Genomic DNA, 25384 nt, shown 5'->3' on the forward strand with positions numbered 1-25384 from the left:
GTCGAAGGGGCCATCAGCCTCACCACAAATTATTGAGTCCGCGGTTGATCCGGCAATAGCACCGCCGAATGCTCCCGCGTCACCTCGTCATCCTGCTCATCCATCTGCCGCTTGGGCATGAAAACCTGTTGTGGATAAGTCTGCGCGAAATGCACCCACGGGCTGTTATCCACAAGCTTTTTCAAACGCTGGTTGAATGCCCGGCTCACCGCATATTGCCCACCCGACACGGTGCGGAACTGCGCCGTCAGCACCACGCCATTGAGGTCCATTTTGTCGACACCGAATACATCGAGTGGCCCTTGCAGGTTGTACTTGAGAAACGGGTCGTCGCTGATCGAATGCCCAGCCTCGCGGATCAATTCAATCGCCTTGTCGACATCGGTGTCGTAGGTGAACTGCACCGAGAAGAACGCATAAGCGAATTGCCGGGACTGGTTGGTCACCGCCTTGATCTGGCCGAACGGCACCGAGTGCACAAAACCCTTGCCGTCGCGCAGACGCAGGGTGCGGATGGTCAGGCCTTCGACCGTACCCGCATGCCCGGAATCGAGCACCACCCAATCACCAATCGACAAGGTGTCTTCGATGATGATGAACAGCCCGGTAATGACGTCCTGCACCAGTTGCTGGGAGCCGAAACCGATGGCCAGCCCCACGACCCCGGCACCCGCCAGAAACGGTGCCACGTTAATCCCAAGGTTAGCCATGGTGGTGATCGCGCAAATCACCACCAGCAGGATTTTGACCGCGTTGCGTAGCAGCGGCAGGATGGTTTTCACCCGCGTACTCGGCTGGTGTGCAGAGCGTTTGTTGACCGGTGGCTTCAGGGCTTCCTGAATCGCCGTGTCGAGCACCACCCAAACCATCCAGGTCACCAGGAAAATCAGACCGATACGGCTCAGCGAATCACTGATCGCTCGCCCGACCGTGTTGCTCATCGCGAACTCCAGGAGTGACACCCCCCAGATACGCCCCAGGATATCGATGAAAACAATCGCCATGCCGATCCGCAGCAAGGCGTGTGAAAGGCTCAGGAAACGCTCTTTGTAGGCATTGCTGCGACGCGCCGCATGCTCGCTTCGAGACTTGAAAAGGTGATGCAGCGTCGTGCTGAGAAACACCGTCGCAATCAACAACACGGTGGTGAACAGTGCGCTGCGCAGCACTTGTTGGTTGTCATCGCTGATGCTGACCAGGTTGATGACCGAGACCATCACCATCAACAGAATCGGCCAATACCACAGACCGGAAAAAATCCGCAGCGTCTCGCGCAGTGCCGGCTGCTTGAGGCGCTGGGCCAACGGCAGAATGCGGATCAGATGAGCGACCGGACGACGCATTTTGATCACCAGCAGACCAAAGGCAATCGAGGCTCCCAGCCCGGTCAATACCGCGACACTGCTGGTGAGATTGCTGCCCAACTGGTGAGCGATCTGCGGGCTGGTCAAGGCATCGCTGATGGCGACCAGAAAGCCGATTCCAAACAACGGCCGTGGGCTGTAGTGACGAAGGATCTGCACCGCCCGACGCTTGTGGCCGGCATTGAACAGGAGCACCAATGTCAGCACTAGCGAGGCGGCGAAGATGCCGCTGCTGGTGGCATAGGCGAAACACAATGCCAGCGCCCGGCCGGCCGACACTGGTAAGTAGTGGCTGACAAAAATCGTCAACGGCAGGCTGACCAGCGCCGGAACGCTGTAAGGCAATGCATAACCGAGTACAGCCTGGCCGCGTTCGCGGTTGAGCAGCAAGCGGTGCCGGCTCAGACGCGTGGCCAGCAGCCCGCCAAGCAGCCAGAGCAACGCAAAGACGCCCGCCCACACGCCGGATAACAGCAGGAAATCCCCCGCCACGCTCCAGCTGGAACGCGCCGATGGATGATTGACCAGTTGATCGACTTCATCGGCTGCACGGTCTGCGCGCAGACGCCAGGCATCGACCAGGTCTTCGTTGAGATCAAGTTTTCCCTCGACCTCATCGATGCTCGAACTGATCGCTCCAAGCAAACCACCCTGGACCAGCGGCTCCGGATGGGCCGGTGGCGTCGCGGCGGTGCTGGTCGCCGGCAGGCCCGGTATCGCCGCCGCTTGTAGCCCGGCGCTGCCAGTCATGAGCAGTAGCGCCAGCAGTATCGCAGTCTTGAACTGATGCAAACGCAGTGCTCCTTTTGAATAGCCGTAATGAAAGCGAAAGATCGCAGCCTTCGTCCGCGTCTACAAGCGTAGATCGGCTAAGAGCGTTGAAGGTCTCGAATCTTCGATCTTTGCGGCCGGCTGATCAGTTGCGGCCACACCAACCCCCTTGTGGGAGCGAGCCTGCTCGCGAAAGCGGTGGGTCAGTCAATATCACGGTGACTGATCCACTGCTTTCGCGAGCAGGCTCGCTCCCACATTTATTTGATTTGTGTGGGTCATTACCGTCCGTAGCCCCGTCGAAACTTTCTCCCACGCACGGCAGTCATCAAAAGACAGGGCTGTGCGAAGACCATCAGGCGGGAGGCGACATGGCGGCGATTCATATTGGTATTTCAGGCTGGCTCAAACGCCTGCGGGACGTCCATCACCCACTGGCGAGCTTCTTCGCATCCGGCGAATCGTTTGCCAAAGGTGTACGGCCATGAACGTTTCCGAGCCGCTCGACGCAACCGATGATCCGTCGCCAAACCTCACCGCCGTGCGCCGCTTCACCGTGCTGACGGTCAACACACATAAAGGTTTTACCGCACTCAACCGGCGTTTCATCCTGCCTGAGTTGCGCGAAGCGGTGCGCAGTGTGTCTGCGGACGTGGTGTTTTTGCAGGAAGTCCACGGTGCCCATGAACAGCATCCAATGCGCTACAGCAATTGGCCGGCGATACCGCAATACGAATTCCTTGCTGACACCCTATGGCCGCAATTTGCCTACGGCCGCAACGCCGTCTATCCAGCGGGCGATCATGGGAATGCGTTGCTGTCGAAATTCCAGATCATTCGCCACGACAACCTTGACGTTTCGATCAGTGGCCACGAGAACCGCGGTCTCCTGCATTGCGTTCTGCGCCTGCCCGACGACGGTCAGGAAGTTCACGCCATCTGCGTACACCTGGGGCTGCGCGAAACCCATCGCACCGAACAGCTCAAGCTGTTGAGCCGACGCCTTGCAGAGCTGCCGGACGATGCGCCGGTAATCGTTGCCGGAGACTTCAATGACTGGCGCCAGCGGGCCGATTCGCTGCTCAAACCCTGTGGTCTGCGCGAAGTGTTCGCCGAACATCACGGCAAACCAGCGCGCAGTTTTCCCGCGCGAATGCCGGCATTACGACTCGACCGCATCTACGTGCGCAACCTCAAGGCCAACCGTCCGCAGGTGTTGGCAGCACGCCCCTGGTCACACCTTTCCGACCATGCACCGCTGTCGGTGGAGATCGAGTTATGAGCATCCCGTCGGTGGAAAAAACCAGCGTGGAACACCTGGCCGCCCCGACGACCGGCAAACCCGGTGTAGTCGATGTCGACTATGGCTGGCAAGGCAACAACCGGGTCGAGTTGTTGGAAAACGGCGAGGCGTATTTCCCACGGGTGTTCGAGGCCATGCGTCAGGCCAAGACTGAAATCCTCCTGGAAACCTTCATTGTGTTCGAGGACAAGGTCGGTAACGAGATGCAGCAAGTGCTGATCGATGCCGCCCGGCGCGGCGTGCGGGTCACCGCCAGTCTCGACGGCTTTGGCTGTGGCGAGTTGAGCACGGGGTTCCTGGCCGCCTTGAGCGAGGCCGGTGTGCACATCCAGATATTCGACCCGGCACCGAAGCACCTGGGCATTCGCACCAACTGGTTCCGTCGTCTGCACCGCAAGATCGTCGTGGTCGACGGAACGATTGCCTTCATCGGCGGGATCAATTTTTCCGCCGACCATTTGGGCGACTTCGGTCCCGAGGCCAAGCAGGATTATTCCGTTGAAGTGCAAGGTCCTGCGGTGGCCGACATTCATCACTTCGCCCTGCTGCAATGCGGTCGCCCGGCCCGTGCCAAATACTGGTGGCAGCGACGCCGGCAACGGCGTTCGGAACTGGCCTTGAACGATCATGACGGCCAGGTTCGCCTGGTGTACCGCGACAATGGCGACCACAACACCGATATCGAAGAGGTGTATCGGCTGGTGTTGCGCACTGCCAAGCGCCGCGTGGTCATCGCCAACGCCTACTTCTTTCCCGGTTATCGCGTGCTGCGCGAGATCCGCAACGCAGCGCGGCGTGGCGTCGATGTGCGGCTGATTCTGCAAGGCCAACCGGACATGCTGGTGGCCAAACTCGCAGCGCGCATGACCTATGACTACTTGCTCAAGTCGGGCGTGCAGATTTACGAATATTGCGAGCGACCGCTACACGGCAAAGTCGCGCTGGTCGATGAGGACTGGAGCACCGTCGGCTCAAGTAACCTCGACCCGTTGAGCCTGTCCATGAACCTGGAAGCCAATGTGTTGATCCGCGACCGGGCATTCAACCGCACGCTGTTCGAACGGCTTGAACACCTGAGCGACAACCACTGCAAAGCCATGTCTGTCGACACGGCCCCGCGCGGCCGTATCTGGCACATGACGGTCGGCTTCCTGGTGTTCCACTTCCTGCGGCATTTCCCGGCCTGGGCGGGTTGGCTGCCGGCACACAAGCCGCGTCTGAAAGCCTTCACTCAGCCGACCGGGAGTGATCAACATGTCCCGCGCTGAAGCTCACTCGACCAGCCACGCCGCGCACTCGGGCAAGTCCCGCTGGAGCCGCTGGAAACGACCGTTGACGATGCTGTTTTTCCTGGCGCTGATCGTCCTGTTGACGATGCTCGCCCAGCGCCTCGAATGGAACGAAGTGTTCGACACTCTGGCCGACTTCAAGGTACGTACCCTGGTCATCGCCTCGGGGCTGACGCTGTTGAGTTTTCTGGTGTACGCCTGTTTCGACCTGATCGGCCGCAGCTACATTCGCCAGGACCTGACGTGGAAACAGATCCTGCCGGTGGGGATCATCAGCTATGCCTTCAACCTCAATTTGAGCGCGTGGGTGGGCGGCATCGCCATGCGTTATCGGCTGTATTCACGGTTGGGCGTGAGCAAGGGCAACATCGCAAAAATCCTCGGCTTGAGCCTGGCGACCAACTGGTTTGGCTACATGGTGATTGCCGGCGCGGTGTTCAGCACGGGACTGGTGCGGATGCCGCCCGGCTGGAAACTGAGCAGCGACGCATTACAAGGGGTGGGCGTGCTGTTGCTGCTGGTGAGCGCGGGCTATCTGGCGGCCTGTCGATTTTCCAAGCGTCGGGAATGGGCCATTCGCGGGGTGGAAATCAACCTGCCGTCACTGCGCATGGCGGTGCTGCAACTGGCACTGGGGGCGTTGAACTGGTCGCTGATGGCGGCGGTGATTTTTACCTTGTTGCCGAGCAAGCTGGACTATCCGCTAGTGCTGGGGGTGTTGTTGATCAGCGCCATTGCCGGGGTCATCACGCATATTCCGGCGGGGCTTGGCGTGCTGGAGGCGGTGTTTGTGGCGTTGCTGCAACACGAGGTTTCGCGGGGCAGTCTGGTGGCGGGGTTGCTGGCGTATCGGGCGATTTATTTCATATTGCCGTTGTTGATTACGTTGGTGATGTATTTGGTGGTGGAGGCCAAGGCCAAGTCGTTGCGGATTTCCAGGAAACCCAAGTGATCTATGGTGACTGTGAGGGCGCATTCGCCGGCAAGCCGGCTCCTACAGGTTGATCGCGGTCTCAAGAACACCGAAAATTTTTCACCCGGATTGAATAATGCTCAACCGCTCACCCACCACCATTTCGGTAATCCAGCCCACCAGGATCGAGGTGTACGCCTGCTGTGAAACCGGGTCGCTCAAGGCGTGATCGGCACCGTCGATAATCCGGTGGGTCAGCGAATGGGTCTGCTGACAGGCCGCGCGGTAACTCATGATGGTCGCGTGGGGCACATAGTCGTCGGTCTCGGATTCAACCAGCAGCACGTCACCGGTGAAATTCGAACAGGCATGCAGCGCCCGGTTGCTGTCGGCGCGGATCAGCGTGCTGCGGTAATCGCGCAGATCAATCTTGTCCAGGTCACGTTTGGGCGTGTGCCATTGATCGTCGCGGTACAGCGCCGGCACCCGCAACGCCAGCCAGCGCACCGGACGCAATGACGTCAGGATCGAGGCCAGATAGCCGCCATAACTGGTGCCCACCACGGCGATGGCCGACGTGTCGAGCGCCGGGTGCGCGAGCAATCGGTCATACGCCGCCAACAGGTCGCGCAAGTTGTCTTCACGGGTGACGCGCGTGAGCGGGATTCCAGTGCCGCCGGTATGGCCGCGCAAGTCGAACGTCAGGCACACGCATCCCAGACCGGCGATGCCTTTGGCCCGCTCCAGATCCCGTTCCTGACTGCCGCCCCAACCGTGCACGAACAGCACGCCGGGGACTTTGGATTTTGGGCTGAGAAAAGTCCCGCTCATCTGTTCATCGTCGATATCGATCTGAATGGTTTCGCTTCTAGCCGTCATAGGATTTGACCGTTACGTACTTGAGGAGAAAGTCACTGGCTTGCGCCGGTCCGCGATACACCTCGATGGCGTCCGCCGGCAACGGCTGGTCGATGTAGGTTTCGACTGAGGACACACGAATCGCGCGCATCCCCGGATCGTTGACGAAGCTCTGCAACGCGGCCACTTCCGCGCTGCTGGCACCGCCCATGCGCCAGGATTGTTCCAGCACGCCGCTGCGCTGCTTGCCGTTGCTGTCCACGCCCTGGGCGATGTCGTAATTGCGCCGTGAGGCATAAAAACCGGGATAGGCCTCATCGGCTGCGCTGTCAAACACCTGGGCTTGCTGGATCGCCAACCGAACATCATCAGGCAAGGACAGCTTGAGCAGATCTTCGTAATAACCCGGCACCACCAGCAGGTTGGAACCACCGTACACCTGCTCGCACTGCCCGTCTTCGATCAAGTATTGATCACCGCAGTAACTCAGTACGGTGTCGCCGATAAAACTCTGTCCGACACTGTGGGTAATCACCTTGCCCAGGTCCTGCTCCAGCACCACACCTTCGGTGAACAGCTTGCTGGCGTCGGGCCTGGCGAGGATGGCGTCGAACTGGTCGAGACTGTCGATCACTTCCTGTCCACGCCCGGCGCAGGCATGCACGGGCTTGAGGCGGATCGGGCCGTTGTAGAGCAAGTGTTCGGCAGCGGGTCGCGCATCGTCGAGCGAGAACACGCTGAGGCCATCCAGCACCACGTTGCGTACGCGCTCGGAAAACAGTGGTGACCAGCCTGGCGGGGCGTAAGCATTTTTGTTGAGCAAGCCATGGCTGATGGCTTTGGTGCAGATGAAGTCGTGGTCAACGTAACCGCCCCACAAATCTTCCGGCCCTCTTACGCCCACTTGCCGCGCGGCAGCGGCGCCCACCAGCGTCTGGGTCGGCAGCACATAAAGGTCGCGTCCGTTATGCCGCTCCTGATCGAAACTACCGCCGTATTCAAGGCCCAGAATCTGCGCCAGCCAACGGGCCAGGGCACGATTGGTTTCAACTTCATGTTGCGGCGCATCGGGGTGCACGGAATGGGCGACCACCAGTTTTTTGCGGTTTGTCGGGGTCATGCGTCCCCCTTCAATCGGCGTTTGATGAGTGTAGAGGAAGGGGTGCAGAGATCAGGCCAAACGGGGCGGAATGCAAACCACTGATAAATCAGTCGGTTGTTCAAATGGTAGTGGCACCAGGCCTGTTTTATTCTGCACGACAGCCGATTCATCTCCTGCATTTTGCACGATTCAAACCTGGCACAGGACCCTGTGGGAGCCGAGCTTGCTCGCGATGGCGATGTATCAGACACATCATTGTTGAATGTTATGGCGCCATCGCGAGCAAGCTCGGCTCCCACAGGGGCTATGTTGTGATCTGGCTACCGAGGCGTTGCTGCGGTCGGCGACACCCCAAACCGCGTCCGGTAATCACTCGGCGCCAGCCCGGTAATCTTCTTGAACGTCGCCCGAAACGCACTCGGGTCCTGATACCCCACGGTCCAGGCAATGTGATCGATGGTGCCGTTGGTGAATTCGAGCATTTCCCGGGCCTTGCCGACCCGCAGGTGCTGGCAGTATTCGGTCGGTTTGAGCCCGGTCACCGCGCGGAACCGACGCAGGAATGTGCGCTCTTCCAGCCCTGCCCGCTCGGCCATGGCCGTCAGTGACACATCGGTCGCCCCGGTGCTTTGCAGCCAGTGTTGGACCTTGAGAATAGACGCATCGCCATGACTGAGAATGGGTGAAAAGTTGCTGCCGCACTCGCTCGCACTGTCACTGTGTTCCACCACCAGAAACCGCGCTGTGCCGGTCGCAATGCTCGGCCCCAGCAAACGGTCCACCAGGCGCAACCCCAACTCGGACCAGGCCATCAGCCCGGCCGTGGTGATCAGGTCCCCGTCGTCGACAATCGGCGTATCGGCCTTGAGCTTGATCGCCGGGTAACGCTCGGCGAAGGTTTGGGCCGAGGTCCAGTGAGTGGTAGCGCTGCGGCCATCGAGCAGGCCGCTTTCGGCCAATAGAATCGAGCCCACGCAGACGCCACCAAGGGTCGCGCCGCGAGCGTGTTGCTGACGAACCCATTGGAGCAACGCCTGCGGCACCTGACCGGCACAAAAACTGGCAATCGATGGCGGGATCAACACGGCCACCAAGGCCGAGTCCGGCGCGGGATGACTGTCGTAGACCCGAACCGGGGCCTGATCGCCCTCCACCTGCCAATGACTGACCCGCAGCAGTGGCAATCGCGCAGCCTGATGCTCGGCGGCGATCCGGTTGGCCACCCCGAACAGGTCGGTCAGCCCATGCACCGCCGCCATCTGCGCACCGGGATAAATCAGCACGCCCAGTTCGGCGATTGGCCTTTCTGCGTCCATTGTCAGTTTTCCCCCTTCTATTGTCGGTGCGGCCAATCCTCGGACGGCCTGCTAAACCCAATACTTCATTCCACACCCAACAAGCACTTCGAGGAAACAGTCATGGCCAAGCAAGCACTCATCGTAGTTGATATCCAAAACGACTACTTCCCACAAGGCAAGTGGCCGCTGGTCGGCGCCGACGCCGCGGCGGATAACGCCGTTCGTCTGCTCAAGGCCTTTCGTGAGGCCGGTGATTCGGTGGTGCACATCCGCCACGAATTCACCTCTGAAGCAGCACCGTTCTTCACCCCCGGTTCCGAAGGCGCAAAGTTGCACCCCAAAGTGCTCAACCACGCCAATGAGCCCGTCGTCCTCAAGCACTTCGTCAACTCGTTCCGCGAAACTGAACTAAAGTCGATCCTCGACGAGCAAGAAATCAAGGAATTGGTAGTAGTCGGCAGCATGAGCCACATGTGTGTCGACGGCATCACCCGCGCCGCCAACGACCTCGGTTACACCGTCACGGTCATCCATGATGCCTGTGCCTCACGTGACCTGGAATTTAACGGCCTTACTGTGCCAGCAGCCCACGTCCATGCCGCGTTCATGTCGGCCTTGGGTTTTGCCTATGCCAGCGTGGTGTCCACCGACGAATTCCTGTCCCGCAATTAAACGTACGACCCACGCAACTCACCGGAGATCATCGACATGGCTACTCTGACGACTCGCGAAGGCAACACGCTTTATTACAAGGACTGGGGCAGCGGACAACCGGTGGTGTTCAGCCACGGTTGGCCCCTGAACGCCGACAGTTGGGAATCGCAGATGCTGCACTTCGCCAACAACGGTTTCCGTGCCATCGCGCATGATCGTCGGGGCCATGGCCGGTCGAGCCAGCCGTGGGACGGCAACGACATGGATCATTACGCCGATGACCTGGCGGAGTTGATCGAACACCTGGACCTGAAGGACGTGATCCTTTTTGGCTTCTCGACGGGTGGCGGCGAAGTCGCCCGCTACATCGGTCGCCACGGCACTCAACGTCTGGCCAAGGCCGGTCTGATTTCCGCGGTACCGCCATTGATGCTGAAAACCGACACCAACCCCAAAGGCCTGCCGATCGAGGTGTTTGACGGTATCCGCGCCGCTTCCATCGCTGACCGCTCACAACTCTACAAGGACGTCGCCAGCGGCCCATTTTTCGGCTTCAACCGTCCTGGCGCTACGTCATCACAAGGGTTGATCGACTCGTTCTGGATGCAAGGGATGATGGGCGGTCACAAGAACACTCTGGACAGCATCAAGGCCTTCTCGGAAACCGATTTCCGTGAAGACCTGAAGAAGTTTGATGTCCCGACTTTGATCATCCATGGCGATGACGACCAGATTGTGCCAATTCAGGCTGCGGGGCTGGAGAGTAAGCGGTTAATCGAACATGCCCAACTGATTGTGTATCCAGGGGCGCCGCATGGACTGACGGACACCCATAAAGTAAAGGTGAATGAGGACATGCTGGACTTCGCCAAAGGCTGAGAAACACCTTGAAATACTACAGGCCCGCCTTGCAGCGGGCCTTTTCGCACGCGGTAACAAAATCTCACGCGTGAGCCGTTGATGGTGTACTTCTTTGGTTGTAGGGTTGCTCACGCGTGAGATGTTCACAACGGAGTCACCCCATGAAAAGCCGCTCCCCGTCAGACCCGCCTCGCGAGCCTGCTGTTACAGCAAAGAGCCCCAAGGGAGAGCGTTCGAAACCGTCCGTGAAAAAACCATCAAGCTTCTACATGAAGCAGATGCGTGCAGGCCTGGCAGCCGCCGGCTATGTGAAACACGAAACTTGGGTGCTTCCGGAAAACCGAAGCTTGCTCAAGCAGATGGAACAACAGCTACGCCAACCGATTCTGGCTGGATCATTCATGTCGGAGAATTACATGAGCGCAAGCAACAACTGGAACATCGATAGCCTCTTCAATGCCCTCAAGGCGCTTGATGAGGTGGTTTCGAACGACATCACCCTCTCCCTCGTCCAAGGTTCCGAGTCCAGCATAAAGCTGGAAATGAACGATTTCGGTGGCTTGCCGATTTACATCGCCGTGGTTGGTGATCAGGTCATCGTGGACACCGTGCTGGTCGACGTCGAGTCCATCAACGACGTGCCGGCCTTCAACGATGCCGTGCTGCGCAGCCGGGAAATGTTCCCGCTGTCCTCGATCGGTATCGAGTCCATGCCCAACGGCCAAGTCGTTTACAACATGTTCGGCGCGCTGAGTTCCGACTCCAGCCTGACCAACGTGGTGACCGAGGTGAAAACCCTCGTCGACAACGTCCAGCGTGCCATCGAAGCCTTCGAACGCTTCTTCAAGTAATTATCAGGAAAGGAAGATTCAATGACTCAGTCCATCTGGAGCAAGTTGTTCACCGCGTTGCGCGGCGGCGCCACCGAAGTGGGCGAATCGATCGTCGACCAACAGGCCTTGCGCATCCTCGACCAGGAAATTCGCGATGCTGACAGCGCACTGGCCAACGCCAAGCGTGAACTGGTCACCATCATGGCCAAGCACAAACTGTCGGCTGACCGCGTCAGCGAGTACAACGCCAAAATCAAGGACCTGGAATCCAAGGCCATGGCCGCGATCCAGGCCAACCGCGAAGACCTGGCGATGGAAGTGGCCGAAGCGATTTCGACCCTGACCAACGAACTCGACGTCGAGCAAAAGCAGGCCAGCGAATTTGGTGGTTACGCGGACAGCATGCGCAAAGACATCACCAAGGCCGAAGCCCGCATCAAAAGCCTGCGCCAGCAAGTAGACATGGCCAAGGCGCGCGATAGCGTACAGAAAGCCCAGGTCAGTGCATCCATCGCCAGCGGCGGCGCCAACGGCAAGCTGGAAACCGCCGTCGGCACACTGAACCGTTTGCAGGCCAAGCAGCAGCAACGCGCCGCAGAACTGCAAGCGCAGGACGAACTGGCCGACGCATCGACCGGCAACGACCTGGAGCGCAAACTGCGCGAAGCCGGCATCACGCCGAACGAAGGCAGCGCCAACGCGATTCTGGAACGCCTGAAGCAAAAATCGGCCGAGTAATCGACTCAGGTGCCGGATGCATAACCTGTGGGAGCGAGCCTGCTCGCGAAGGGGGAGTGTCAGCCAACATCAATGTAGCTGGCACTCCGCTTTCGTCGGAACGCCGCCCGGAGCCGGCTCGCTCCCACAATGGATTGCGTTTCAGTTTTTTGTCGAGTTGAGGTCACGGATGGATGCCCTGAAGGGTTTCAAGATAATCGCCGGCCTGGCCATCTTCATGGTCGCGCTCCAAGTGATCAATGCCGCGACCGGCTACAGCCTTATGGCATTCGGCCTGGTCCCGAGAACCGTGCATGGACTGTTCGGCATCGTCACTTCACCTTTTTTGCATGCGTCCTTCTCGCACCTGAGCGCCAACCTGGTGGCCTTTTTGGTCCTGGGTACGTTGGTGATGATCGAAGGGCTCAATCGGTTCATGGCCGTCAGTGCCATCATTCTTTTGCTGGGCGGCTCGCTGGTCTGGCTGTTCGGCTTTACAGGCGTACACATTGGCGCCAGCGGCTGGGTTTTCGGGCTGTGGACGTACATTCTGTCGCGCGCCTGGTTCCAGAAGAGCTGGGGAAATGTGATCACGGCGGGCCTCGTCGCCCTGTTGTATGGCGGCCTGGTCTTTGGCTTTTTACCTCGGCGGGGCATTTCATTTGAAGGGCATCTGTTCGGGGCATTCGCCGGTTTTATTGCCGCCAAAGTACTTTTATCTGCACCACGCGGCAGATTTAATGCCGCCCGGTAAGCGCACTTGAACACTCGGATGCCGAAGCGATGAGATCGCCAGGAACGAGTAGCCCACTGAGTCAGGGACCCCATGTCGATTTTTCTGTTAATGCGCATGTACGCCTCGTCCCTCTTCCACCGATTTGGGTGGGCGGGCCTGGTGATTGCGTTAGGCGTACACCTGACCACGGCCTGGCTGGGGCTGGTGTTTCTGGGCGAACAACACCTCACCGCCCCCGCCACATTTACCTACTTCTATCTCACCACCACGCTGACCGTCGGCTATGGCGATCTCACACCACAGACATCGGCCGGACGAATTTTCGTGGCGACCTGGATCATGCTCGGCGGCATTGCGCTGCTAACAGCGGCCATCGGCAAAACCACCAGCAGTGTTATCGATGCATGGAGAAAAGGCATGAAGGGCAAAGGCGATTTCACCGGCAAGGTCGGCCATACCGTTCTCATCGGCTGGGAAGGCGCGTCCAGCGAACGGGTCATTGATTTGTTGTTGCAGGACGAAACCTCCAACGACAACCTGATCGTGATTTGCGATTGCACCCTTGAAGAAAACCCCATGCCGGGCAAGGCAGAGCTCATCAAAGGTGAAAGCCTGTCCTCTGCGGCGTTGTTACTGCGCGCCGGTGTTCCGGGTGCCGAGCGTGTGCTGGTGCGAACCCCGTCAGACGATTTGACCCTGGCCACCGTGCTGGCGGTCAATCAACTGAAACCCGTCGGGCATGTGGTCGCACACTTCAATGAAAGTGAAATCGCCGCACTCGCCAGCGCCTACGCCCCCAGCCTGGAATGCACCTCAAGCATGGCCATCGAGATGTTGGTGCGCGCCTCTCAGGACCCGGGGTCGTCAATGGTTATCAATGAGTTGCTGTGCGTGGGTGAAGGCGCCACCCAATACCTGATGAAACTGCCCGAGACGTATGAGGCCACCTTTGGCGATCTGTACACGCAGATGAAAGAACGCCATAACGCCACCCTCATCGGTTATCGCGCCAAAGGTGCGCAACAACCTTCGATCAACCCGCCCAGCGCCACACGCGTTGAGGGCGGTGAACTCTTTTACATCGCCTCCACTCGCCTCAAGGAAATTTCCAATGGGATGGTTTAAACAGTTGATGGGGCTTGAGGCTCCGAACACAGACACGAATACCCAGTCGAAATGGACCGCCAATGACACGTCGCCGGTTACCGGCCCGCTGGGCCTGGCATTGGGCAAGGGCGTGATGTTCGACACCAGCCTGAGGTTGTTGCTCGACGGCAACACCACGGTGACGATCCCGGGCTCCCAACAGATCTGGAGCGCCGGCACCGTCGATCTCGGGCAGTCGACCTGGCTCTCGCGCTATTACATGAACGATGAAGACTACTGGCTGCAAGTGCACACCACCGGCGCTAGCGCCGGACAGGTAGAGTCGGTGATCCTGTTCAATTACCTCAGCTACATCACTATCAGCAGTGAAGCGGAGTTGCGTCGGCTGGCCGGCCCGCAAAGTCCGATAGGGCTGCCGACCTACATCCACAACGGTGTCGAATACACCCGCGAATGGGGCACCGAGAATGGCCAGACAGAACTGGTGGCGCTAAGCGAACAGCTGAAAAATCCGGATGAGTCCTACAGCATCGAGCACCGTTCGATGCTGTACGCCCGCGAAACCGGCCTGACCGATCGCCGGGAATTCCTGCTGTTTTCCGTAGAAGAAGACGCCGAAGGCACCATCAGTTTGAGCACGTCGCTGGGCATCTCGCTGTACACCACCGACCTGAATACTTTTTAACAAGGAAGACGTCCATGCTAGAAGCACTCTCCATTTCCCTGAACCCGGCGGCCGTGCTCGGGTTTGTTACGTACATCCTCGGCGCTGCCGTGCTATTTGCGCTGTTCCAGTTCATCTACACCCGCATCACACCGCACAAGGAATTCGAACTGATCCGTTCGGGCAACGTGGCGGCCGCAATTGCACTGGGTGGCGCCATCATCGGCTTCGCCATTCCGGCCAGCAATGTGATTGCCTATTCGATCAGCCTCCTCGACTTCGTCGTCTGGGCCGTGATCGCTGCGTTTGTACAACTGCTGGCGTTCCTGATGACCAGCCTGGTACTGAAAGGCACCTCGGAACGCATTAAAAAAGGTGAGATTGCAGCGGGTATCTATGTCGCGGCAGTGGCCATCAGCGTCGGCATGTTGAATGCCGCGTGCATGACCCCTTCCCAGAATTGATTGCGCAGCGGAGCCCCCGATGAAACGAAGCAAGTACGTTCAGCTCTCGCTGGCAGCATCGGTCGCCATGGCGATATCCGGTTGCGGGCCAACGGAAAAAACCTACCCGGTGCAGAAGCAATACAACTTTCAATCTGTTCAGCAATGCGCCGATGAAAAGCTCCCGGTGGACGTCTGCTCGGACGCCTACATGACCGCCATGGCCGAACATCGCCGTATTGCGCCGGTGTATGACAACCAGGCTGATTGCGATGCCGACTTCGTCGCCGACTGGTGCCAGCAGGATTCGGCCGGCAAGTTCATCCCCAAGCTCGGCGGCTTCGAGCTGACAGCCGATGGCCAGGTGACACAATCCCAAGTGGACGCCGCCAAGGCGCAACTGCCGGCCTCGGAAGCCAACACCGGCGGCTCGGGCTTCTCCACCAGCAGCCTGCTGACCGGACTGTTGATCGGCAACATGCTGAGCAACAACCGCAACAGCTATTACTCCCAGCCGGTCTACCGCTACCGCGATAATCGCGGTAACTACGGCACTTCAACGCTCAACCAGCGCATTGCCAACGGTTCGACGTTCAACCGGTCCAACCAGGCAAAGTACGGCGGCAGCTACACCAATTCCATCAGCAAATCGGCCAGCAAGCCGGTTTCCGTTGCTTCGTCGACGTCGCGTGGCGGCTTCGGCAGCAAGGCCAGTGCACGCAGCGGCTGGGGCGGCGGGTCGAGCAGTTAAGGAAACCAGGCCATGAAGAAGATCCATTGCGCAGAGCGTCATGACTGGAAACAAACCGCCGAAGGTCTCGGTTTTCTGTTCCACACCATCGACGACGAACCTTATTGGGACGAGAGCGCGTATTACCAGTTCACGCTCAAGCAAATCGAGAACGATCTGGAAGACCCGACCACCGAGATCCATGAGATGTGCATGGATTTGGTGGCCCGGGTGGTTCAGAACGAGGAATTGCTGGAGCGCCTGAGTATTCCCCCGGCGTTCTACGACATGATTCGCACCTCATGGCTCGAAGGCCATCCACATCTGTATGGGCGCATGGATTTCTCCTACAACGGCACCGGGCCGGCCAAGTTGCTGGAACTCAACTACGACACGCCGACCAGCCTGTATGAGGCCGCGGCGTTTCAATGGGGTTGGCTGGAGCAATGCATCGAACGTGGTTTGCTGCCCAAACAGGCCGACCAGTTCAACAGCATCGACACCAAGCTGCATCAGGCCTTCGCTCAGTTGCAGCTCAAGCAACCGTTCTATTTCGCCTCGATGAAACACTCGGTCGAAGACAAGGGCACCACCGACTACCTGCGACTGGTCGCGGAGAAGGTCGGCATCGAATCACGGCACATCGATATCGAAGACATCGGCCTGACCAGTGACGGACGCTTCGTCGATCTTGAGGATCGCTGGATTCCTCATCTGTTCAAACTGCACGCTTGGGAATTCATCTTCCACGAGCCCTTCGGCGCTGCAATTGCCCAAAGTGATACGCAGTTTTTCGAGCCGGCCTGGAAGTCCATCATTTCCAACAAAGGCATCCTGCCGTTGCTGTGGGAGTTCAACAAAGGTCACCCGAACCTGCTCGCGGCGCACCTGGATATCGAACCGAACAAAGCGGTGCCCAAGGGTTGGGTGCGCAAACCGTTCTTCTCCCGGGAAGGCGCCAACATCGAGCTGCAAACCGCCGATGGCTTGATCGTGAAAGAGGACGGGCCCTACACCGATGCGCCGTTTATCCTTCAGGAATTCGCGCCGCTGCCTAAATTTGGCGACAGCTATACGCTGATCGGCTCTTGGGTGATTGGTGATCAGGCCGCCGGTATTGGTGTGCGGGAAGACAACAGTTTGATCACCAAGGATTCGAGCCGGTTTTTACCGCACCTGATACTCGACTGAGCAATACATCCCTCACGAAAAACGCCCGGTACCGTGCATCGGGCGTTAGGGTGAAACAGGTTCAGAACCAGACAACGACAAGACATACGCCTGAAAAGCCGGATAATGGCGGCCAATTCGTCTAGCCCGTTATTCTGGTAATCCCCCATGGAAATCAAGGTCAACTTTCTCGACAACCTTCGGCTTGAAGCAAAGTTCGATGACTTCACGGTGGTGGCCGATCAACCTATCCGCTACAAGGGCGATGGTTCGGCACCGGGTCCGTTCGATTACTTTCTGGCTTCATCGGCTTTGTGTGCGGCTTATTTCGTGAAGCTGTACTGCGACACTCGCAGTATTCCCACCGAAAACATCCGCCTGTCGCAGAACAACATTGTTGATCCGGAAAACCGCTACAACCAGATTTTCAAGATTCAGGTCGAGTTGCCGGCGGACATCTCCGACAAGGACCGCCAGGGCATCCTGCGCTCCATCGACCGTTGCACCGTGAAAAAAGTGGTGCAAGCCGGGCCTGAGTTTGTGATCGAAGAGGTCGAAAACCTCGACGCCGATGCCCAGGCGTTGTTGATGCCTGCTTCTAACTCAGAGGCGAGCACCTATATCGCGGGCAAGGACCTGCCGCTGGAGCAGACCATCGCCAATATGTCAGCCATTCTGGCGGACCTGGGCATGAAGATTGAAATCGCCTCGTGGCGCAATATCGTGCCCAATGTGTGGTCGCTGCACATCCGCGATGCGCATTCGCCGATGTGCTTTACCAACGGTAAGGGTACGACCAAGGAAGGCGCGTTGGCGTCGGCGCTGGGCGAGTTTATCGAGCGACTCAACTGCAACTTTTTCTACAACGACCAGTTCTGGGGCGAAGACATCGCCAACGCGCCGTTTGTGCATTACCCGGACGAACGCTGGTTCAAGCCTGGCCGTAAAGATGCACTGCCAACTGAAATTCTCGACGAGTACTGCCTGAAGATTTACAACCGCGACGGTGAGCTGCGTGGCTCCCATCTGATCGATACCAACTCGGGCAACGAAGAGCGCGGTATCTGCTCGCTGCCGTACGTGCGCCAGTCGGACGGCGAGGTGGTGTATTTCCCGTCCAACCTGATTGAAAACCTGTTCCTGAGCAACGGCATGAGTGCCGGTAACACGCTGGCCGAAGCCCAGGTGCAGTGCCTGTCGGAGATCTTCGAGCGCGCGGTAAAACGCGAAATCATCGAAGGCGAATTTGCACTGCCGGATGTGCCGGCCGAAGTGCTGGGTAAGTACCCCGGGATACTGGCCGGCATCCAGGCGCTGGAAGAGCAAGGGTTTCCCGTGTTGGTGAAAGATGCGTCCCTGGGCGGTGAATTCCCGGTGATGTGCGTCACGTTGATGAACCCGCGAACCGGCGGTGTGTTCGCCTCGTTCGGTGCACACCCAAGCCTGGAAGTGGCGCTGGAACGCAGCCTGACCGAATTGTTGCAGGGCCGCAGTTTCGAAGGCCTCAACGACCTGCCCCAGCCGACTTTTGAAGGGCATGCGGTGACCGAGCCGAACAACTTCGTCGAGCACTTTATCGACTCCAGCGGCGTGGTGTCGTGGCGCTTCTTCAGTGCCAAATCGGATTACGAATTCGTGGAGTGGGACTTCTCTGGCCAGGGTGAAAACTCGAATGCCGAGGAAGCCGCGACCTTGTTCGGCATTCTGAAAGGCATGGGCAAGGAAGTGTACATGGCGGTCTACGAGCATATCGGCGCAACGGCATGCCGCATCCTGGTACCGGACTACTCGGAAATCTATCCCGCGGACGATCTGATCTGGGACAACACCAACAAAGCACTGTTCTTCCGCGCCGATATCCTGAACCTGCATCGCCTGGACGAAGAAGAACTGCAAGCGCTGGTTGAACGTCTGGTGGAAAGTGAGCTGGACGACTACACCGACATCACCTCCTTGATCGGCATCGAATTTGACGACAATGCGGCTTGGGGTCAGCTGACGATCCTGGAGTTGAAGCTGCTGATTTATCTCGCCTTGCAGCAATTTGAAGAGGCGAAAGAGGCGGTAGAAATGTTCCTGCAGTACAACGACAACACGGTTGAGCGTGGCTTGTTCTACCAGGCCGTCAATGTGGTGCTGGAAATGAAGCTGGACGAAGACCTGGAACTGGAAGACTACGAGGCCAATTTCCGCCGGATGTTTGGCAACGAGCGCACCGACGCAGCAATCGGATCGGTGGACGGCAGCGTGCGTTTCCATGGCTTGACGCCGACCAGCATGAAACTGGAGGGGCTCGACAGGCACCTGCGGTTGATCGATAGCTACAAGAAGCTGCACTCGGCACGGGCCAACGTGACCGCTTTACCCAGTTAACAGCGCCCACAAAAAAGCGAAGCCAGATCACTGGCTTCGCTTTAGATGTTGTCACTAGGTGTTCAGTCTCGGAGAGTCATGGGTTTGCAACATGAGACTCCTGCTTCAATTCAATAGCCGTGTTGCACTCAGCTCCTGCAACCGCCCTCTTAAAAGTATGTGCAGGGTGAGCATGGTCAATAGGATGAGTGCTATGCTGGAAAGTGCATAGACTGGATCAGTATGGGTGGTTTCTATATTGGTATATTTATCTCCTATCAGTGTAGACTGCACCAACCCCCACCCACAGGCAGCCCACGATAAAAAAAATAATACAAATATTTCGATAGGTTTTGCTCGGCTTGCGATATATGGCAGTAGTGCTGCGGCAGAGATCCCTAATAGTGTTAAGTCGTAGTCGAAACTGTAAGGGCTTATGTATAGCGAGGCCGTAGCGGTTATCCCAACTATATGCCTTGGGTTTTTTAGCTTTATATAAGATATCGCTATTGTCGAACACGCTGCAACTGCTGTTAAAAGCTGTATGATCAATGCGATTGTAGAAGGAACTCCGAATTCGTGAAGCGTGGCGTAAATCGATGTCATCCGGAATAATGGGTAAGCCCCAAGTGCTAAGAGGCGGCTTGTATCCTTCATTCCTTCAGCAAACGCAAGCCATATACTTGGCCCAAATACAATCGTAGACGCTATTAAGGTCAGTGTGACCGTCAGGAGTGCGACTCCCAAGGTTGACCATCTTTTACTGATCAAAGAAAGTACCGCTATACCAACAGCGAGATGTGGCTTTATAATCATCAGCCCTAGAGGCAGTCCTGCTACAGCTTTACGCTTCATAAAGGCCAAAAAAAACAACCCGACAATTGTGCCTGTAAGGAAACCATTTTGACCTGATCTTATATTTAAGATTATGGCGGGGAAGATTGCCAAAATAACGCTACCAAAATAGCCTGAGGATATTGACTTGATTGTGAGCAGGTATGATGCAAACGTCAGTCCGGTAAACGTAAAGTATGCCAATCCGGCCGGGAGCACTGCTAGCGCCGCAGTGATGAAATTAAATTGTGGCGGGTATGACCACACCATAAAGGTGCTTGCCCCATAGAGTTTTTGTTGTGCTTCAAAAAGATTTTTATAGTGGTAGGCTTGATTGAGGGTACCATCCCAAAACATTTTTCCTGAGATATAAAATACATCAAAGTCAGTTAGAGCCTTTTTTGTTCTGAAAAGGGATGGGTATTGAAAATCAAAAGCCATGAACACTAAGAGCCCTACGCACGTAAAAATTATTATCCTACTTAGTTCTGGGCTTACCTTGTATGCAACAGCGGTTAGCTGATTTTTCATCGGGGTTCCCTATGTTATAGATGTCATGCATTTTCTGATCGACGCATAAAGCAGTCTAGTCATCACTGCGTGAATCACCTCACATCCTGATCCATCTGAACCTCCAGCTCTTAGACTCTTTACTGCTTGCATGCGTGTCAGCGTGCGCTCCTGCTGGCTTCGATTTTATGCACTGTAAATTTATTTTTTTATGTATTTTGGCCTTCCTTTGACCTCTGTATATATTCTTCCTATATATTCTCCTAATACACCGATACCAATCAGCTGGACTCCACCTATAAATAATATTACCGTCATCAATGAAGGATATCCAGGAACTTGATTTCCAAAAAAAACCTTATCTAAGATCATCCATACTGCATATAAAAACGCAAACAAGGCAACGCCAAATCCTATGTATGTCCAAACCCTCAAAGGGACAGTTGAGCAGCTAGTGATCCCTTCTATTGCTAGATTCCACAATTTCCATCCGTTAAACTTGCTTTTTCCCGCGACACGCTCAGGCCTACAATATTCTACGACCTCAGTTTTTCCGCCTACCCATGATAAAATATCTTTCATGAATAGGTTTCTTTCGGGTAGCAGTAAAATGTTATCAACGACCTGACGTGATAATAATCGAAAATCCCCGACGTTTTCTTCTATCTTAAGCTGGCTTATTTTATTGTGAAGCTTATAAAACCACTCAGCGCTTTTTCTTTTAAGCATGATGTCACTATGTCTATCAATACGTTTGGCCAAGACAACACTAGCACCATCCAGCCATTTTTCAATCAGTCGACTCACTACTTCGATAGGATCTTGTAAGTCAACATCAATTGGGATAACGGCTTCTCCCGATGAACACTCAAGACCAGCAAAAAGTGCAGGTTCTTTTCCGAAATTCCTCGTGAATTCTACCAGCTTAACCAGAGCGTCATTTTTCATAAATCCATAAATAATATTTGCACTTCCATCACTGCTTCCATCGTTAACAAAAACTATTTCAATATCATAATTGCTTAGGTCATTCCGCCCTCTTATACATTCATAAAAAATAGGCAGCGCCTCTTGTTCATTGTAGATTGGAACTACTAAAGATATTCTCATGGAGTCTGCTCTCCGAATACAAAAAACCTTGAGTAAACAAAGCCAACAGCCAAGCCTGTGAAAGAAAACAACATTAGTGTGAATACTGGATTCAGATTTACTATATTGGATATGGCTCCAATGCTAGTAGCTATTCCCCCCATGAATCCGGCATATAGAAAATATCTCCACCCAGTAACCTCCTTTTTAAATATCCATTTGGAATCAATAAAAAAACTCACTGTGACTGCCACAAAAAAAGCAGAGACGTTGCAAATAATTTGATAGCTCGCGAGCAAGAAATAAAAAACAAAAAAGACTAACCAGCGTGTAAAAGTATTTAATATCCCTACAGATAAATATCTCATAAATTGCATGGATTCTTACCCGTAAGTTTATGAATCGAGTCGACGCCGCTAGTACATAGATACAGGGTTATGTCACGAAAAAAACGCTCCACTCTCATCCGCGAACTGGACGTTTGAGCGAAATGCATGTGGAAAAATCTGCATCGCTCCAGCCACTTTTGATACCGGTGTTGGCGTTCGATGCAACTGATCAAGCATCTCTGAAGATAATCGTGCGATTGTATGCGGATATGATCGATGCTCAGAGTTAGTCCTAACGGAGTACACTCAAGGGCATGAACCTGGATTCTTGCATCGCAACAGATCACCGAGGTCTTATCCGGCGAATCGGGATACAGCCCAATGACATCCCAGAATTTTTCTTCAAGGTTTGTATCGTTGGACAGTTTGAAGGTACGTGTCAGATGGGGTTTTACGTAGGTGGCAGCCCATATATGCTGGACGCTGGCCGGTGACATGTCAGCGACTCGCGCCATGCTTCGCCAACTCCAGCAATGCTGTCCGATACGTGGTTGAACTACCTTCTCAAGCACTCCACTTAGTGCATTCGATGGTAACAACATCGTATGCCAGCGTTCCTGTTTATCGATCAAGCCCGCCAATTTTTGTTCTTGGAAACTGTTGCACCATCGTGTTACTGAACGTAGTGAAAACCCGGCCACTTGGGCTATTTCAACCCGCGAGCAGCCTTGGGAGGCCAATAGGATCACCCGAACGCGCCAGCCTCTAGGCTTACTGGTGGTGGCAGTCCTGATACTACGAGTGAGTTCCGTACATGCTTCCGAAGTAAGGGTGATATTTTGGAAGTTCACCTGTTCGCCTCCATCCCTGCGCTGACGGAGGAAGCATAGCTTGTTTTCAGGGAAGCCCCCGTCCATTCCACTATTGGCGCATAAGCCATTCGCTTGATATTTTCACTGCCCTGCGTAGATGGCGTTTGAAGCTGACCCGCGAGGAAGTCGAGGTAATCGGCAATCACTGACATGCGCGCATATTGGTTGCTTGTGCTGACCGTTTTGCCTCGGAGGGAAATCGAAACGACCTTGCCGTTATTCTCGTCAACCAACGGTTTCTGCATGAAATCGCGCAAAGAATGCACTTCATGAGCTTGAAGCCGCTCGCAGCACGAAAAGCGCGATTCGATATCAATGCAGTAGTAGCTCTGCCAGGCGTACAGGGCCTGGATCGCCAGCAAGCCGGCTCCTACAAAATGGTGCGCAAAAGAAAACCCCCGACCGGTCAAGAGGACCGATCGGGGGTTTCGAGGCTAAACCTTACAAAAGTCTAAGCCATATCCTAGAACGGGATATCGTCATCAAAGCTGTCGAAATCCGGAGCCGGCTGAGGAGCGGCCTGCTGCTGTGGAGCCGGACGCGACTGCTGCGGTGCCGACTGCTGCGGACGCGGAGCCTGCTGGCGTGGAGCCGGGGCGGACTGCTGGTAATTGTTGCCCCCGCCTTGTTGGTCGCCCTGTTGTGGACGGCCGCCCAGCAGTTGCATGGTGCCTTGCATGTCGACCACGATTTCAGTGGTGTAACGCTTGATACCGTCTTTTTCCCACTCGCGGGTCTGCAGCTTGCCTTCGATGTACACCTGCGAACCTTTACGCAGGTATTCGCCGGCGATTTCGGCAACCTTGCCGAACATCGACACACGGTGCCATTCGGTCTTCTCGACCTTCTGACCGGTTTGCTTGTCGGTCCATTGTTCGCTGGTCGCCAGACTCAGGTTGGTCACGGCGTTACCGTTAGGCAAGTAGCGAACTTCGGGATCCTGGCCGCAAGTGCCGACCAATATGACTTTGTTAACCCCACGGGCCATAACGTTCTCCTAGGCTACGCACGCTGCCTCGGCCGGGTTGTTCACCAGGCGCTCGAGGGTGGTGCGATCCAATAGTTCGGTGTCCAATTTGATGTAAATCGCCGCTTCGTCTGCGACGATCACTGCATCTGTTACCCCTACGACAGCCTTCAGGCGCTCGACCAGACCCGCTTCGCGGATCGCCTCGGGCGACAACGGCAAGCGCAGACTCGTCACGTAGGGAGGTTCACGCATGGTAACAGCAAAGGCCAACCAGAGGGCAGCCAGACCGGCGCATCCAAGGAACACAACCGACAGACCGCCATGCTGATACATCCAGCCGCCGAGAATACCGCCCAGTGCCGAACCGAGGAACTGGCTGGTGGAATAAACCCCCATCGCCGTGCCCTTGCCACCTGCTGGTGAAACCTTGCTGATCAGCGAAGGCAACGAAGCTTCCAGCAGATTGAACGCGGTGAAAAACACCACAGTCCCGATCACCAGAGCCCGCAAGCTATCGCCGAACTGCCAGAAGAATAGCTCAGTGAGCATCAGCGTCACGACGGCGCCGAGTAAAACTCGTTTCATTTTGCGTTTCTTCTCGCCGTAGATAATGAACGGGATCATGGCGAAAAAGGAAATCAGCAGCGCAGTCAGGTACACCCACCAGTGCTGCTCTTTAGGCAGACCGGCTTTTTCGACCAGTGCCAACGGCAAGGCAACGAAGCTCGACATCAACATCGCGTGCAACACAAAAATACCGAGGTCCAGGCGCAACAGGTCCGGGTGCTTGAGCGTCGGCATCAACGCCTGACGCGCGACACCCGACTCGCGGTGCTGCAATGGTCCGGTGGATTTCGGCACCATGAACATCACGATGACGATGCCGAACAGCGCCATGCCGCCCGTAGCGAGGAACAGCCCGGACAGGCCGAAGGCACGGGTCAGCAATGGCCCGACCACCATGGCGACAGCGAACGACAGGCCAATCGTCATGCCGATCATGGCCATCGCTTTGGTCCGATGCTGTTCGCGAGTCAGGTCTGACAACAACGCCATGACGGCGGCAGAAATCGCCCCCGCGCCTTGCAGGATTCGTCCGGCGATAACGCCCCAGATCGAATCGGCATTGGCCGCCAGTACGCTACCCAGGGCGAAGACGATCAGCCCCAGGTAAATAACCGGACGACGACCAATACGGTCGGAAATGATGCCGAAAGGAATCTGGAAGATTGCCTGGGTCAGGCCGTAAGCGCCGATCGCCAGCCCGATGAGGGCCGGTGTTGCGCCTGCCAGATCCATCCCATAGGTCGCCAGTACCGGCAACACCATGAACATGCCAAGCATACGGAAGGCGAACACAAGGGCCAGACCGCTTGCTGCGCGGGTCTCACTGCCACTCATGCGTTCGCTGTGGGGATCGTGCATGGAAAAACCTCATGTGAACCGGCCGCGATTCTACCAGTCCCATCGAATGACAGGGTATATCGCGACGCTTTGACGCGTTCGGCTGACAGACTCTTCATGTAAGACAATCACCCACTCGTTTGACAGTGTGCATCCATCCAGTATTTGGCCGTATACTCCTACGTTTTCGACGCCCGCCAAGCGAGGCTAC

The 25384-nt window shown here is 56.3% G+C and carries 24 protein-coding genes and 1 pseudogene; 14 read left to right on the forward strand and 11 right to left on the reverse strand.

Annotated features, from left to right (window positions below; all coding sequences use genetic code 11):
- Window positions 1-29 precede the first annotated feature (29 nt).
- Entirely contained in the window at window positions 30-2156 is a 2127-nt protein-coding gene (locus ACWGZX_RS10930; RefSeq protein ID WP_452628317.1) for a mechanosensitive ion channel family protein, read from the reverse strand.
- A gap of 463 nt (window positions 2157-2619) precedes the next feature.
- Here ACWGZX_RS10930 and ACWGZX_RS10935 point away from each other — a divergent pair, with 463 nt between their 5' ends.
- From ACWGZX_RS10935 to ACWGZX_RS10945, 3 genes are read left to right on the forward strand one after another with little or no spacing between them, the layout of a single operon-like run.
- Complete coding sequence (locus ACWGZX_RS10935; protein WP_452628318.1) at window positions 2620-3417, forward strand: endonuclease/exonuclease/phosphatase family protein; 798 nt, start codon at window positions 2620-2622, stop codon at window positions 3415-3417.
- Complete coding sequence (clsB, locus tag ACWGZX_RS10940; RefSeq protein WP_452628319.1) at window positions 3414-4706, forward strand: cardiolipin synthase ClsB; 1293 nt, start codon at window positions 3414-3416, stop codon at window positions 4704-4706. Before ACWGZX_RS10935 ends, clsB begins: the two co-directional genes overlap by 4 nt.
- Window positions 4693-5679 carry a lysylphosphatidylglycerol synthase domain-containing protein gene (locus tag ACWGZX_RS10945; RefSeq protein WP_452628320.1) on the forward strand — a complete coding sequence of 329 codons (987 nt, stop codon included), beginning with the start codon at window positions 4693-4695 and terminating at the stop codon, window positions 5677-5679. The genes clsB and ACWGZX_RS10945 overlap by 14 nt, the downstream gene beginning before the upstream one ends.
- 81 nt (window positions 5680-5760) lie before the next feature.
- On the opposite strand, the gene ACWGZX_RS10950 is transcribed toward ACWGZX_RS10945, so the two are convergent.
- The 3 genes from ACWGZX_RS10950 to ACWGZX_RS10960 all read right to left on the reverse strand — a co-directional run bounded on the left by ACWGZX_RS10950 (window position 5761) and on the right by ACWGZX_RS10960 (window position 8916).
- Window positions 5761-6519 carry an alpha/beta hydrolase family protein gene (locus ACWGZX_RS10950; RefSeq protein WP_452628321.1) on the reverse strand — a complete coding sequence of 253 codons (759 nt, stop codon included), beginning with the start codon at window positions 6517-6519 and terminating at the stop codon, window positions 5761-5763.
- Window positions 6509-7618: a DUF3182 family protein gene (locus ACWGZX_RS10955; RefSeq protein WP_452628322.1), complete on the reverse strand. Its 1110-nt coding sequence runs from the start codon at window positions 7616-7618 to the stop codon at window positions 6509-6511. The genes ACWGZX_RS10950 and ACWGZX_RS10955 overlap by 11 nt, the downstream gene beginning before the upstream one ends.
- Window positions 7619-7920: 302 nt before the next feature.
- Window positions 7921-8916, reverse strand: coding sequence for a GlxA family transcriptional regulator (locus ACWGZX_RS10960; protein ID WP_452628323.1), 996 nt, complete (start codon window positions 8914-8916; stop codon window positions 7921-7923).
- Window positions 8917-9018: 102 nt separating this feature from the next.
- Between ACWGZX_RS10960 and ACWGZX_RS10965 the strand changes: the two genes are divergently transcribed.
- The 11 genes from ACWGZX_RS10965 to ACWGZX_RS11015 all read left to right on the forward strand — a co-directional run bounded on the left by ACWGZX_RS10965 (window position 9019) and on the right by ACWGZX_RS11015 (window position 19186).
- The gene (locus tag ACWGZX_RS10965; RefSeq protein ID WP_223521852.1) at window positions 9019-9570 is read left to right on the forward strand and encodes a cysteine hydrolase family protein; all 552 of its coding nucleotides are present in this window, start codon (window positions 9019-9021) and stop codon (window positions 9568-9570) included.
- A gap of 36 nt (window positions 9571-9606) precedes the next feature.
- On the forward strand, window positions 9607-10431 hold the full coding sequence (locus tag ACWGZX_RS10970; protein WP_452628324.1) for an alpha/beta fold hydrolase: 825 nt from the start codon (window positions 9607-9609) through the stop codon (window positions 10429-10431).
- Window positions 10432-10574: 143 nt separating this feature from the next.
- Window positions 10575-11264, forward strand: coding sequence for a YjfI family protein (locus ACWGZX_RS10975; RefSeq protein ID WP_452628325.1), 690 nt, complete (start codon window positions 10575-10577; stop codon window positions 11262-11264).
- A 21-nt stretch (window positions 11265-11285) separates the two neighbouring features.
- Window positions 11286-11984: a PspA/IM30 family protein gene (locus ACWGZX_RS10980; protein WP_223521848.1), complete on the forward strand. Its 699-nt coding sequence runs from the start codon at window positions 11286-11288 to the stop codon at window positions 11982-11984.
- Between the two features lie 169 nt (window positions 11985-12153).
- Window positions 12154-12717 (forward strand): rhomboid family intramembrane serine protease, encoded by a 564-nt coding sequence (locus ACWGZX_RS10985; RefSeq protein ID WP_452628326.1) that lies wholly within the window; start codon window positions 12154-12156, stop codon window positions 12715-12717.
- Window positions 12718-12789: 72 nt separating this feature from the next.
- Window positions 12790-13824 carry an ion channel gene (locus tag ACWGZX_RS10990; RefSeq protein WP_452628327.1) on the forward strand — a complete coding sequence of 345 codons (1035 nt, stop codon included), beginning with the start codon at window positions 12790-12792 and terminating at the stop codon, window positions 13822-13824.
- Window positions 13811-14491 (forward strand): DUF2491 family protein, encoded by a 681-nt coding sequence (locus tag ACWGZX_RS10995; protein ID WP_452628328.1) that lies wholly within the window; start codon window positions 13811-13813, stop codon window positions 14489-14491. Before ACWGZX_RS10990 ends, ACWGZX_RS10995 begins: the two co-directional genes overlap by 14 nt.
- A 14-nt stretch (window positions 14492-14505) precedes the next feature.
- Window positions 14506-14934 carry a DUF350 domain-containing protein gene (locus ACWGZX_RS11000; protein ID WP_452628329.1) on the forward strand — a complete coding sequence of 143 codons (429 nt, stop codon included), beginning with the start codon at window positions 14506-14508 and terminating at the stop codon, window positions 14932-14934.
- A gap of 19 nt (window positions 14935-14953) precedes the next feature.
- Window positions 14954-15664 (forward strand): DUF1190 domain-containing protein, encoded by a 711-nt coding sequence (locus ACWGZX_RS11005; protein ID WP_452628330.1) that lies wholly within the window; start codon window positions 14954-14956, stop codon window positions 15662-15664.
- 12 nt (window positions 15665-15676) lie between these two features.
- Complete coding sequence (locus tag ACWGZX_RS11010; RefSeq protein WP_452628331.1) at window positions 15677-16834, forward strand: glutathionylspermidine synthase family protein; 1158 nt, start codon at window positions 15677-15679, stop codon at window positions 16832-16834.
- Window positions 16835-16981: 147 nt separating this feature from the next.
- Window positions 16982-19186, forward strand: coding sequence for an OsmC domain/YcaO domain-containing protein (locus ACWGZX_RS11015; RefSeq protein ID WP_452628332.1), 2205 nt, complete (start codon window positions 16982-16984; stop codon window positions 19184-19186).
- Between the two features lie 105 nt (window positions 19187-19291).
- Here ACWGZX_RS11015 and ACWGZX_RS11020 read toward each other — a convergent pair whose 3' ends face one another.
- The 7 genes and pseudogenes from ACWGZX_RS11020 to ACWGZX_RS11050 all read right to left on the reverse strand — a co-directional run bounded on the left by ACWGZX_RS11020 (window position 19292) and on the right by ACWGZX_RS11050 (window position 25194).
- Window positions 19292-20530, reverse strand: coding sequence for a glycosyltransferase family 87 protein (locus tag ACWGZX_RS11020; protein WP_452628333.1), 1239 nt, complete (start codon window positions 20528-20530; stop codon window positions 19292-19294).
- Between the two features lie 180 nt (window positions 20531-20710).
- On the reverse strand, window positions 20711-21619 hold the full coding sequence (locus tag ACWGZX_RS11025) for a glycosyltransferase family 2 protein (RefSeq protein WP_452628334.1): 909 nt from the start codon (window positions 21617-21619) through the stop codon (window positions 20711-20713).
- Window positions 21616-21975, reverse strand: a complete 360-nt coding sequence (locus ACWGZX_RS11030) for a GtrA family protein (protein ID WP_452628335.1) — start codon at window positions 21973-21975, stop codon at window positions 21616-21618. The genes ACWGZX_RS11025 and ACWGZX_RS11030 overlap by 4 nt, the downstream gene beginning before the upstream one ends.
- 14 nt (window positions 21976-21989) lie before the next feature.
- Window positions 21990-22778, reverse strand: a pseudogene (locus tag ACWGZX_RS11035) (helix-turn-helix domain-containing protein); the annotation flags it as partial.
- Window positions 22775-23161: a hypothetical protein gene (locus ACWGZX_RS11040; RefSeq protein ID WP_452628336.1), complete on the reverse strand. Its 387-nt coding sequence runs from the start codon at window positions 23159-23161 to the stop codon at window positions 22775-22777. The gene ACWGZX_RS11040 and the pseudogene ACWGZX_RS11035, both read right to left, overlap by 4 nt.
- Window positions 23162-23262: 101 nt before the next feature.
- Entirely contained in the window at window positions 23263-23787 is a 525-nt protein-coding gene (locus ACWGZX_RS11045; protein WP_007896798.1) for a single-stranded DNA-binding protein, read from the reverse strand.
- Window positions 23788-23796: 9 nt separating this feature from the next.
- Window positions 23797-25194: an MFS transporter gene (locus ACWGZX_RS11050; protein WP_452628337.1), complete on the reverse strand. Its 1398-nt coding sequence runs from the start codon at window positions 25192-25194 to the stop codon at window positions 23797-23799.
- Between the last annotated feature and the right edge of the window lie 190 nt (window positions 25195-25384).

Source organism: Pseudomonas sp. CLCA07, assembly GCF_053615335.1.

Excerpts from the sequence above, each read along its gene's own strand:
- ACWGZX_RS11000 (WP_452628329.1), top strand. The coding sequence starts at position 14,506 with ATGCTAGAAGCACTCTCCATTTCCCTGAACCCGGCGGCCGTGCTCGGG.
- ACWGZX_RS11015 (WP_452628332.1), top strand. The coding sequence starts at position 16,982 with ATGGAAATCAAGGTCAACTTTCTCGACAACCTTCGGCTTGAAGCAAAG.
- ACWGZX_RS10955 (WP_452628322.1), bottom strand. The coding sequence starts at position 7,618 with ATGACCCCGACAAACCGCAAAAAACTGGTGGTCGCCCATTCCGTGCAC.
- ACWGZX_RS10965 (WP_223521852.1), top strand. The coding sequence starts at position 9,019 with ATGGCCAAGCAAGCACTCATCGTAGTTGATATCCAAAACGACTACTTC.
- ACWGZX_RS10990 (WP_452628327.1), top strand. The coding sequence starts at position 12,790 with ATGTCGATTTTTCTGTTAATGCGCATGTACGCCTCGTCCCTCTTCCAC.
- ACWGZX_RS10980 (WP_223521848.1), top strand. The coding sequence starts at position 11,286 with ATGACTCAGTCCATCTGGAGCAAGTTGTTCACCGCGTTGCGCGGCGGC.
- ACWGZX_RS10945 (WP_452628320.1), top strand. The coding sequence starts at position 4,693 with ATGTCCCGCGCTGAAGCTCACTCGACCAGCCACGCCGCGCACTCGGGC.
- ACWGZX_RS11045 (WP_007896798.1), bottom strand. The coding sequence starts at position 23,787 with ATGGCCCGTGGGGTTAACAAAGTCATATTGGTCGGCACTTGCGGCCAG.
- ACWGZX_RS10935 (WP_452628318.1), top strand. The coding sequence starts at position 2,620 with ATGAACGTTTCCGAGCCGCTCGACGCAACCGATGATCCGTCGCCAAAC.
- ACWGZX_RS11020 (WP_452628333.1), bottom strand. The coding sequence starts at position 20,530 with ATGAAAAATCAGCTAACCGCTGTTGCATACAAGGTAAGCCCAGAACTA.
- ACWGZX_RS10960 (WP_452628323.1), bottom strand. The coding sequence starts at position 8,916 with ATGGACGCAGAAAGGCCAATCGCCGAACTGGGCGTGCTGATTTATCCC.
- ACWGZX_RS10985 (WP_452628326.1), top strand. The coding sequence starts at position 12,154 with ATGGATGCCCTGAAGGGTTTCAAGATAATCGCCGGCCTGGCCATCTTC.
- ACWGZX_RS10970 (WP_452628324.1), top strand. The coding sequence starts at position 9,607 with ATGGCTACTCTGACGACTCGCGAAGGCAACACGCTTTATTACAAGGAC.
- ACWGZX_RS11005 (WP_452628330.1), top strand. The coding sequence starts at position 14,954 with ATGAAACGAAGCAAGTACGTTCAGCTCTCGCTGGCAGCATCGGTCGCC.
- ACWGZX_RS11050 (WP_452628337.1), bottom strand. The coding sequence starts at position 25,194 with ATGCACGATCCCCACAGCGAACGCATGAGTGGCAGTGAGACCCGCGCA.
- ACWGZX_RS11025 (WP_452628334.1), bottom strand. The coding sequence starts at position 21,619 with ATGAGAATATCTTTAGTAGTTCCAATCTACAATGAACAAGAGGCGCTG.
- ACWGZX_RS11030 (WP_452628335.1), bottom strand. The coding sequence starts at position 21,975 with ATGCAATTTATGAGATATTTATCTGTAGGGATATTAAATACTTTTACA.
- ACWGZX_RS10995 (WP_452628328.1), top strand. The coding sequence starts at position 13,811 with ATGGGATGGTTTAAACAGTTGATGGGGCTTGAGGCTCCGAACACAGAC.
- clsB (WP_452628319.1), top strand. The coding sequence starts at position 3,414 with ATGAGCATCCCGTCGGTGGAAAAAACCAGCGTGGAACACCTGGCCGCC.
- ACWGZX_RS11010 (WP_452628331.1), top strand. The coding sequence starts at position 15,677 with ATGAAGAAGATCCATTGCGCAGAGCGTCATGACTGGAAACAAACCGCC.
- ACWGZX_RS10950 (WP_452628321.1), bottom strand. The coding sequence starts at position 6,519 with ATGACGGCTAGAAGCGAAACCATTCAGATCGATATCGACGATGAACAG.
- ACWGZX_RS10975 (WP_452628325.1), top strand. The coding sequence starts at position 10,575 with ATGAAAAGCCGCTCCCCGTCAGACCCGCCTCGCGAGCCTGCTGTTACA.